Here is a 9063-nt window from a genome sequence, read left to right on the forward strand (position 1 = left end):
AAATGCCCTTGAAGTTGTCCTGAACGAAGCTGCCCGCCTTGGCGTTGTCGGCCAGGAGTGCCTCGATCTCGTCCTCGCTCAGGCGAACCGAGTTGTTCTCGATGATCGCCTTGGCCGCATGGTGGCAGTAGCGGAGCCGGTCGTTGGCGATGACCTGGAGGCCCTTGGTCTTGTACATGTAGGCCACGACCGCAGACCCCGAAAAGGCATCCAGCACCGTGCCAGCGCCCTCCGGGGTATGCTTCCAGATCCAGTCGACGAGCTTCTGCTTACTGCCGATGTAGTTGGTGATGTACTTGGGGCGCTTCTCGGGAGGGAGCTCTTCAGGAGCGGACTGTTCGGCGGCCTCGGACCCGAGCGTGTCGGGATCGAGAGTCAGCGCCGCATCGGCCTCCAGTAGAAACGCCAGCCTTTCCAGGTCTGTGGCGAACAGTTCCATCAACGTCTCCGGTCAGTTTGCTGTGCTCTCCGCGACCTGCGGGGAGCGTTCAGCGGTTACTTACCGGAAGCGTCGGCGATGTGTCGGAGGGTGACGGCGAATTTCAGCGGACGGGACTTGGGGGGAAATTTATGGAAGTTGCCGAGATTTGGCTTGAAAATCGGCCTGGTATTCGTTATTTTCTATTATCATGTTTTATTACAGAATTCAGAAAAGCGGTGACTGACATGGAACCACAAGACAAATGGCTGACCATCGAGGAGCTTTCCGGTTATCTGAAGATGAGCCGCAGCAAGCTCTACCAGATGGCCCAGAAAGGCGAGCTGCCCGGTTCCAAGATCGGAACCCAGTGGCGGTTCGACCGGGACCGGATCGATGCGTGGATGAACGAAAAAATGAGCGCACCAAGCAAACGAAAAACGGGGGCTCAACATGCCTGAAGCTTTATTGAAAGAACCTCTAAATCTTCTGTCTCGGGCGGATGCTTCGAGGAAAATTGCAAACGGCAAGCTCAAGGTGGAAACCAAAAGTGCTTTTGGCCAGTATATGACCCCGGCCACGGTTGCCTCGTTTATGGCTTCGTTGTTTCCCGCCCCATCAAGTCAGAATATCCGGCTGTTGGACCCCGGAGCAGGTGTCGGCAGTCTGACATCCGCTTTTGTCGAACATCTCTGCAAAGGTAAAAACGGCTATCGTATTGATTTGGACGCCTACGAAATAGACTCGGTAATGCGTTCCTATCTGGAGAAGAATCTTGATCTGTGCGAAATAACCGCAGCGAAAAGCGGTGGTTCGGTGGCGTGGCGCATTATTGCTGAGGACTTCATAACCGAAGCATCAAAGAAGGCGGCTTCGCTTAATAGCCTGTGGCCTGAAAAGGTGGATAAGTACACGCACTGCATTATGAATCCTCCCTATAAAAAGATTTCCAGCGCATCACGCCACCGGGCATGTCTTCGCACCGCCGGAATTGAAACGGTTAACCTGTATTCAGCTTTCGTTGCCTTGTCCTTGCTGTTACTGGAAAAAGGCGGATATCTGGTTGCAATCATTCCCAGGAGTTTTTGCAATGGACCGTACTATCGTCCATTCCGGGAGTTCATGCTGAAACATGCCGCTGTGCGGCGCATTCATCTGTTTGGCTCCAGAAACAAGGCGTTTAGGGAAGATAAGGTTCTTCAGGAAAATATCATCGTGGCGCTTGAAAAAGGTGGTCTGCAAAAAGGTGTCACTGTCTCGACTTCCACCGACGATACATTCTCCGACACATTCATTTCCGATTATCAATTCAGAGAAATTGTCCGCGAGGATGACAAAGAACTTTTTATTCATATCCCGGCGACACCGGAAGCTGATTTTCTGGACGATGCGAAAGCATTTAACTACTCGCTTTCGCAACTTGGCATACAGGTTTCAACCGGTCCGGTTGTGGATTTTCGCATGAAGGATCACTTGAAAGCCATGCCTGAAGCCGGAACAGTGCCGTTGTTGTACCCATGTCATTTCAAGGGACAGTCCATGCAATGGCCGATAGTAGGAGGGAAAAAGCCCAATGCGATTCTGTGCAATAAGGAAACGCAAAAATGGCTTTATCCGAATGGCTTTTATACTGTGGTGCGCCGTTTTTCATCAAAAGAAGAAAGGCGGAGAATTGTGGCGAGCGTTGTTGCCCCTGCGGTGTTTGGTGGAGTGGAGAAGCTTGGCTTGGAAAATCACCTCAATGTTTTCCATAGCAATAAAGGGCCGCTAACAGAGGCCCTTGCAAGAGGGCTTTCCGTCTTTCTGAATTCAACGGCTGTTGATGACAACTTCCGGCGGTTCAGCGGCCACACACAAGTCAATGCAACCGATCTTAAACTTATGAAGTACCCGAGCCGCAAGGCCCTCATTGAACTCGGACAATGGGCAATCAAGCAAGGGGAGTTGACTCAGGATATGATCGACGAAGAAATGGAGAGAATTGCGGAATGAACCAGACCAACAACCATAAGCAAATCAGTGACGCGATCAATATCCTGGTAGCTCTTGGAATGCCGAGGGCGCAGCAGAACGAACGTTCCGCGCTCTGTCTTCTTGCCTTGTTGAATCTCACACCCGGCAAGAAGTGGAAGGAGTCTGAAAAACCGTTGATGGGGATAACGCCCATCATGGATTGGGCGCGTGAGCACTATCAAAAAGAGTACGCCCCAAATACTCGGGAAACCGTCAGGCGGCAAACCATGCATCAGTTCGTGGATGCAGGAATCGCACTCTACAATCCAGACAAACCCAACCGGCCTGTAAACAGCCCCAAGGCCGTTTACCAGATCGAAGATACCGTTCTGGAGTTGCTACGTTCCTTCGGTACTTCGATGTGGCATGACAACCTGACGTCCTACCTTGCCGACCGCGAAACCCTTGCGGCGCGTTACGCAATGGAACGGGAGCAAAATCGGGTTCCCGTGAAAATCGCCAAGGGCAAGGAGATCACCCTGAGTCCCGGCGAGCACAGCGAATTGATACGAGACATTATTGAGGAGTTCGGGCCTCGATTCGTTCCCGGCGGCGTGCTGATCTATGCTGGCGATACCGGTGACAAATGGGGATATTTCGATGCGCCTTTGCTCTCCGATCTTGGCATCAGTGTCGATTCTCACGGGAAAATGCCCGATGTCGTTCTGTTCTGTCCGAAAAGAAACTGGCTGTTACTCGTTGAATCCGTTACCAGTCACGGCCCTGTGGACGGCAAAAGACATGCGGAACTGTCACAGCTTTTCGCCAATTCCAAAGCGGGGCTTGTCTATGTCACCGCCTTTCCAAACCGTTCTCTCATGGGGCGGTATCTTGGAGAAATCGCCTGGGAAACGGAAGTATGGGTGGCTGACGCCCCTTCCCATCTGATTCATTTCAACGGAGAGCGATTCCTCGGACCTTACAAGGACTGAACAACTACTGCCTTCCCCGTCCATTCATGGTCCAAAGCCTCTTTCGGCAAGGTTTCATTATCGGTCCCGGATCTGCCGGAGAATCCACTTTCTCAGCGTTTCCTCGGTCGCCAGCCGGATCAGCGCCTCGACAAGCTGCTGCTTGTTCTTGAGGATGCCGATGCCGTGCTTCTGTTTGGCCGCCGCGAGTTCCTTGCCCATCAGGCCGCTGTGATCCACGCCGGGCTCCAGCTTGTCCAGCAGCTCGATGGTCTCCTGCTTGGTCATGTTGAGGGAGATGCCGTTCTCCTTCGCCATCTCCTTGAGCTGCTGGGCGGTCATGCCCTCCAGCCCCTCGGCGGGCGGGATCTTCGCCATCTGGGCTGCGAGCAGCTTGGCCTGTTTGAGTTCCGCCTGTTTCAGTCCGAGCAGCTCGACCAGTTCTTCCTTGGTCCGCAGCAGGCCGATCTTGTGTTCCTTGAGCTTGGCGCTGAGCGCCGCTCCGGCCAGGTCACCGTGATCGATCCCCGGTTCGGCCAGGTCGAGCAGCTTGATGAAATCGGCCTTGGTCCGGGCAATGGCCACGCCGTTCTGTTTCGCCAGGGTCTGGAGCTGTTTAACCGTCAGCGAGCCGAGGTCGGCAATGTCGCCGTTTTCAAAGGCGCTCTTGAGCTTGGCGTTCTCCTTGGCCTGGGCGTCGGCCATGCCTTCCAGCACGTGGGGCGGGAGAATGCAGGCGTCCCCCTGCGATGCCTGTGCGGCGGCCTTCGCGGCCATCTCGCTGCCGCAGACGGTCATCGGCCACGCCACGATGTTGGTGCAGCGGCAGTGCGGATGCGCGGGTTGCTGGGGGAACTTGTCGATGGGAAAGGTCTTGCCGTCCAGGCCACCGCAGACCGGGCACATCCGTTCATCCTCCATGGCCAGCCATTCCAGCTTCTGGATGCCGACCCGCTCGTGGAACTTGAGCCTTCCCATGTTGTGGGCGCGGAGGACCTCGGTGCGGGCGATCATCTCCATGCGGTACTGCGCCTTGCTGAACACCCGGCTTCCGGCCTGACGAAAGGAGTCCTTGTCGATGATCACCTTGCCCATGTCCCGGACGATGTCGTCGGCTCCCTTGCCCGTGGCGACGCCGTTCAGGATGGTGCGCTTGATGCCGTCTGCGAGTTCGCGGTGAACGTCACCGGCGAGTGTGAGGTTGTACTGCGCCATGAAGTCGAGGGCATTGGTGTCGACGATGGTGAACACCTTGGTGGCCAGCTTGTCGATGCCTTCGGCTTTGAGGTCGGCGTAGAACGGCAGCGCCGCGTCGGCGAGTTCGCCGATTCCCTGCTGGATGCCGAGCTTGAAGGAGTCCTTGGTTGTCTTGCGAAAGACCAGGGTCTGCTCCCGCTTGAGCCGTTTCATGGTGTCGTCGAGTTCGAGCTGGAGCTTTTCCAGCCCTTTGAGGGCGGCGAGCTTGTTATCCGGCAGGGAGCCGAGGGAGCGGTACTGGAGGATGGCGCGGGCGACCTCGTCTTCGGCCTGTTTCAGCGCCTGGGTGAGCTGGGCCGTGACCTGGTCGTTGTAGCGGTTGCGGGCCGTCAGGCTTTTCAGGGTGGCCGCTTGGATGCGCTGCTTGAGGTCCGATGGCATCAGCGAGGCTCCCGGCGGTCGATGAAACGACAGGCCGGGGCGTCGAAGGTGCGCTCGCTGTTGTGGACCCGGCAGTGGTTGGTGTCAGCAATGAAGTGGCTGCACTCGTCGCATACGGCAGCAATGCCGGTGGACTCCAGGTCGCCCGACCAGACCAATGCCGCCTCCGCCGTGGGTTCATTATCCTCGGCCGGAATCCCGAGCATCTTCCGGGCGCGAGGCACGCTGAGAATGCCGGAGACGACCATATCCACCACCGGCTTCACCTGTTTCTCGTCCATCAGGTCGATCTGTTTGCGTTCGGTCTCGCGGTTGGCGGCCTCGATGTCCGGGTCCAGGTCCATCTTGAGCTGGAGGCTGGAGCGGCTGATGAGTTTGCGGTCGTAGAGTTCGATGAGGAGCTTCTTGAAATCGACCGCGTCGCTGGGGTCGAGGTCGTTGAAGATAAACTGGATGCTCTTGTCGCCGTGGCCGTTCAGTTCCATCCAGTCGTCGAACACCCAGTCGAGGAGCTTTCGAGCGGCCTGTTTGATCTCGCGGATCATGACCATCATCTTCTGCATGCTCACCGAGGCGGTGGCGAAGTTCGGACCGTCGCCGGTCACCAGCGAGCGTGACAGCCCCAAGGCCACCACGATGTCTTCCTTCACCTCCTTGACCTTGTCCTCGACGTTGAGGACCTGGCCGTCGGTGCCGTGGGTTTCGACGTTGACGTAGAACGGGACCACCAGGCCGCTTTTCATGTCCATCTTGTTGACCATGTCGCGGACCTGTTCGAGCATCCGCTGGTCCGGCATCACCATCTTCTGGCCGAACGCGCCACCCACCTTGAGCAGGCGGAACGGCGTGGCCCAGCGCTTGGCGATGGCCTGTTCGGCCCGGCGGTAGTCGCGCAGCAGTTCGATGGCTTGAAAGGCGGGAAGCACGAGGGAGTTGCCTCGGGGCGAGAAGGCCGGTGCGTCCCATTTGAGGTGGACCACCTGCTCGACGGGCAGCGGAATGGATTCGCCGCCGCCGGGTGTGTCCTCGGGAAATTGCCGGGCCTCGATCAGCTCGCCCTGGGCGTATTTGACCTTGACCGAAACCGGGTTGACGCAGACCAGCTCCTCGATGTCCTGGCCGGACTTGGTGAAGCGTTTGAAGCCGATGGCGTCGCCTTTCACCAGGAGCTGAAGAACCATGTCTTTGATGAACTGCGAGACGTTCAGCCGCCAGGCGGCCTCCAGGGCCTGCTCCTTGAGGGTCTCGTCATCGCTGGTGATTTTGATCTCGTCGCCCACGGCGAAGGTGCGCCAGGAGTTGACGCAGTTCTTCACCAGCGGCTCCTCGACGTAGTATTCCCAGGCCTTACGGGCGCGTTCTTCCCAGGTGGCCGGAATCGCTTCGGCGGCGTTCACCTTGGCGAAGGCGGCCGAGTCGAGCGCGGCCGCTGCTGCCATCGGCGCGATGACAAAGCCGGTGGTGTCCAGGCTTTCGGGTTGTTCGTCCTGATGGGCGGTGCTTTCCACGTGATCCTCTCGGTAGTTTCGGCCATGACAGCCGCACATCCGGCCCGTGTGGGCCGAATCCGGCTCGATGCCGGTTACTTACCGGAGCGGGGTGGAAAGCGTCGGAGGATGCGATCAGATGAAGACCGGATTGGTGAGCACCGGCTTGAGCGAGACCACCTCTTCACCGACCGGGTCGAGGTTGCCTTCCTCCCGGATCAGCATGGCGCAGCGCACCGCGTCGATGATGTGGTCGTTGCCCTTGGAATAGATGATCTTGCCGTCCCGCAGGGTGTAGGTGTGGGTGGTGAACTGGTCTTCCACCTCCAGGTCGTCCGAGGGGAAAATGACCTGCTTACGCTGCAGGGCTCCGTTGATGAGGCTGGTCATCAGCTCCTTGGTCCGTTTCTTGATTTCCTTGCCGTCTCGCACCGCCAGCCGGGTCATGCCGCCGAAGTCGTATCCCTTGAGCCTGCCTTCCAGCTCCAGCCCTTTGTACTTGTCCAGCGTGAGCAATTCCTGAACCACCGCCAGACCGTTCCCGCCGTTGTCCACGCCGATGCCAGCCGGGGTGTAGTAACGCTCCAGCAGCGCGATGATCTGGGCGATGTGCGGATAGGAAACGTGTTCAAGATGCACGCGCAGGATCATCTTCAGCAGCGTCCGCTCGCCGATCTCCATCTCCTGAAATACGACGATCTCGGTGGGGTCGTTGGTGTAGCCCAGGTCGCCGCCGACCCAGAACTGCCCGCTGCGGGGAGTGAGGTTGAGCAGCATCTCCAGCCGGTCGTGGGCCGCTTCCTCGGTGTCGCAATCGCGTAGCTCGGAATCGGTGATGACGATCTTCTGATACTCCAGCAGATCCTGCCGACAGAGGTTGAACTGCTCGACATTGAAGGCCCCGTAGGAGGGCTTGCCGTGTTCACCGGCCACCTCGTGCTGCCAGCCGGAGCTGTCACGGCCGCCGTAGAACTCCAGCAGTTCGGCCTCGCGATCCTCGGTCCACAGGGGATTGAGCCAGGACGGCCAGCGGAACACATGGAACTGATCCGACGAGGTGAGCCGGTAATAGGTGGTGTCGCGCAGGCCGTTGGGCGTGGAGTAGATGCGCAGGGTTCCCCCGGCCTTGAGGCACTGGCGCAGCGCCTTCCAGGCCCGTTCGGTCAGCCAGGCTCCTTCATCGACCCAGACGCGGCCGACATGCAAGGACCGGAAGGCGTCGCCATAGGCCCCGGCCGGGCGGAAATAGAGAACCGAACCGTTGGTGAACTCCAGCCTGAAGTAGGGTTTGCGGTGGATCTTGGGCTTGCCGTACTTGGTCAGGGCAATGCTGTTCATCAGATCCGGGTTGGTGTCGAGCTGGAACTCGATCTCCTCGATGATGGTATCGAGGTGCCCCTGGTGCGGAGCCGCGACGAGGCCCTGGCCGCCTCGGGTGGTGAAGGCGTAATGGAGCGCGTCGGTCGAGAGAACGATGGACTTGCCCACGTCCCGGCCGTCGAGGTGGATGATGTTCTTGGCCGGGCAGCGCAGGTCCTCCACCTGATGCGGCCAATAGTCGCGGCCTGAGCCATCCCGGTTGTAGAGGTAGGCTTGCCCCCACAACACGGGATCGCTCAGGGTCGCCGCAAGTTTGCGCTCCTTGTCGGTTACCGCCATCAGTGCATTCCCGTCCTCAAGGCGCTGCCGAGGATGGTGCCCACCAGTTCCGTCAGGATCTGCTGCACAGCCAGAGTGTTCTTCCGGTCGTGGACAGCCTCCTGAATGTCGATGATGGCCTGGTCCAACTCCGCCCAGGCCCGGTACTGCTGCTGGGCCGCTTCCAGACGGCCGAGGGCGTTCTCGATCCGTCCCGCCGCCAGTTCGGTGCCGATTTCAACCAGGGCCTCACCGGCCTGGCGAACGACATCGCTGTTTTCCTGAAGGATCTCTTTCATTGGCCTGCCTCCCGGTTCGAGCCGTTGGCCCACTGGTCAAGGGCGTCCACGGCGGTCTGCAGGCGCAGACCGACTCCGGTCAGGCGCTCGGCGTCCGGGTGGCCGACCTCGCGCAGCGCCTTGTTGGCCTCGGTCACGTACTCGGGCGTGTGGCGGTTGACGGTGGCCACCGCCGACTGGATCTGGGCCGGAGGCCGGTAAGTGGCGCAGCCGGTCATGATCCCGGCCAGCGCCAGTGGGATGGTCCATTCGAGGGTCTTCTTCAACATGTTGATCTCCTTTGGGTTATGGGTTTGGGGCACATGCAGAAAGATCTCTGCAAACACTTGATTTCCAACGAAATAGAAGCGTCATTGGATGTGACGCGGGATGGTCCCGCATCCACGAAAACGGAACCGGAGGCAGGCCATGACCTACGACAGAAACCGCCAGCAGGCACTCAAGGCGTACCGAGAAAAGCAGGAGAATATCGCCCGGCTGATCGAGGGCATTCGCGGCAAGCTCGAAGCGGACGCGAAGCAGCCGGACATCACCTGGGCGAGCGTCGGCTCCCTCGGTCACGTCGAGGAACTGCTGCGGGAGCTGGACGAGTTCCTGTCCTGAACACACCGGGCCACCGACAAAGGAGACATCGACATGACCGAATGCACCGTGCATCA

Annotated in this window: 10 protein-coding genes; 4 read left to right on the forward strand and 6 right to left on the reverse strand. The window is 58.8% G+C overall.

Going from position 1 to position 9063, the window contains the following annotated elements:
• On the reverse strand, positions 1 to 439 hold a 439-nt coding region (locus G495_RS19380; protein ID WP_035252426.1), incomplete at its 3' end, for a DNA adenine methylase.
• Positions 440 to 570: 131 nt separating this feature from the next.
• Between G495_RS19380 and G495_RS21340 the strand changes: the two genes are divergently transcribed.
• The 3 genes from G495_RS21340 to G495_RS21350 are packed head-to-tail and all read left to right on the forward strand — an operon-like array spanning position 571 to position 3363.
• On the forward strand, positions 571 to 879 hold the full coding sequence (locus G495_RS21340) for a helix-turn-helix domain-containing protein (RefSeq protein ID WP_235896538.1): 309 nt from the start codon (positions 571 to 573) through the stop codon (positions 877 to 879).
• On the forward strand, positions 872 to 2410 hold the full coding sequence (locus G495_RS21345; RefSeq protein ID WP_084458312.1) for an Eco57I restriction-modification methylase domain-containing protein: 1539 nt from the start codon (positions 872 to 874) through the stop codon (positions 2408 to 2410). Before G495_RS21340 ends, G495_RS21345 begins: the two co-directional genes overlap by 8 nt.
• Positions 2407 to 3363, forward strand: a complete 957-nt coding sequence (locus tag G495_RS21350; protein WP_084458314.1) for a BsuBI/PstI family type II restriction endonuclease — start codon at positions 2407 to 2409, stop codon at positions 3361 to 3363. The genes G495_RS21345 and G495_RS21350 overlap by 4 nt, the downstream gene beginning before the upstream one ends.
• 57 nt (positions 3364 to 3420) lie before the next feature.
• Here the strand turns inward: G495_RS21350 and G495_RS19390 are convergent, their stop codons facing one another.
• The 5 genes from G495_RS19390 to G495_RS0114230 all read right to left on the reverse strand — a co-directional run bounded on the left by G495_RS19390 (position 3421) and on the right by G495_RS0114230 (position 8673).
• Positions 3421 to 4980, reverse strand: coding sequence for a minor capsid protein (locus tag G495_RS19390; RefSeq protein WP_235896539.1), 1560 nt, complete (start codon positions 4978 to 4980; stop codon positions 3421 to 3423).
• Positions 4980 to 6419, reverse strand: a complete 1440-nt coding sequence (locus G495_RS0114215) for a phage portal protein family protein (protein ID WP_245588448.1) — start codon at positions 6417 to 6419, stop codon at positions 4980 to 4982. The genes G495_RS19390 and G495_RS0114215 overlap by 1 nt, the downstream gene beginning before the upstream one ends.
• Before the next feature lie 183 nt (positions 6420 to 6602).
• Positions 6603 to 8126: a terminase large subunit domain-containing protein gene (locus tag G495_RS0114220; RefSeq protein WP_022661700.1), complete on the reverse strand. Its 1524-nt coding sequence runs from the start codon at positions 8124 to 8126 to the stop codon at positions 6603 to 6605.
• Positions 8126 to 8404 carry a hypothetical protein gene (locus tag G495_RS0114225; RefSeq protein ID WP_028588333.1) on the reverse strand — a complete coding sequence of 93 codons (279 nt, stop codon included), beginning with the start codon at positions 8402 to 8404 and terminating at the stop codon, positions 8126 to 8128. The genes G495_RS0114220 and G495_RS0114225 overlap by 1 nt, the downstream gene beginning before the upstream one ends.
• Positions 8401 to 8673, reverse strand: coding sequence for a hypothetical protein (locus G495_RS0114230; protein ID WP_011366960.1), 273 nt, complete (start codon positions 8671 to 8673; stop codon positions 8401 to 8403). Before G495_RS0114230 ends, G495_RS0114225 begins: the two co-directional genes overlap by 4 nt.
• Positions 8674 to 8812: 139 nt before the next feature.
• On the opposite strand from G495_RS0114230, the gene G495_RS0114235 reads away from it, so the two are divergent.
• Positions 8813 to 9007, forward strand: coding sequence for a hypothetical protein (locus G495_RS0114235; protein ID WP_011366959.1), 195 nt, complete (start codon positions 8813 to 8815; stop codon positions 9005 to 9007).
• The last annotated feature ends 56 nt before the right edge of the window (positions 9008 to 9063 follow it).

The organism is Desulfocurvus vexinensis DSM 17965, assembly GCF_000519125.1.
GTDB classification, from domain to species: Bacteria; Desulfobacterota; Desulfovibrionia; order Desulfovibrionales; family Desulfovibrionaceae; genus Desulfocurvus; species Desulfocurvus vexinensis.

Coding starts and splice junctions, on each gene's coding strand:
- G495_RS0114220 (WP_022661700.1), bottom strand. CDS start 8,126: ATGGCGGTAACCGACAAGGAGCGCAAACTTGCGGCGACCCTGAGCGAT.
- G495_RS21340 (WP_235896538.1), top strand. CDS start 571: ATGGAAGTTGCCGAGATTTGGCTTGAAAATCGGCCTGGTATTCGTTAT.
- G495_RS21350 (WP_084458314.1), top strand. CDS start 2,407: ATGAACCAGACCAACAACCATAAGCAAATCAGTGACGCGATCAATATC.
- G495_RS21345 (WP_084458312.1), top strand. CDS start 872: ATGCCTGAAGCTTTATTGAAAGAACCTCTAAATCTTCTGTCTCGGGCG.
- G495_RS0114225 (WP_028588333.1), bottom strand. CDS start 8,404: ATGAAAGAGATCCTTCAGGAAAACAGCGATGTCGTTCGCCAGGCCGGT.
- G495_RS19390 (WP_235896539.1), bottom strand. CDS start 4,980: ATGCCATCGGACCTCAAGCAGCGCATCCAAGCGGCCACCCTGAAAAGC.
- G495_RS0114230 (WP_011366960.1), bottom strand. CDS start 8,673: ATGTTGAAGAAGACCCTCGAATGGACCATCCCACTGGCGCTGGCCGGG.
- G495_RS0114235 (WP_011366959.1), top strand. CDS start 8,813: ATGACCTACGACAGAAACCGCCAGCAGGCACTCAAGGCGTACCGAGAA.
- G495_RS0114215 (WP_245588448.1), bottom strand. CDS start 6,419: ATGGCAGCAGCGGCCGCGCTCGACTCGGCCGCCTTCGCCAAGGTGAAC.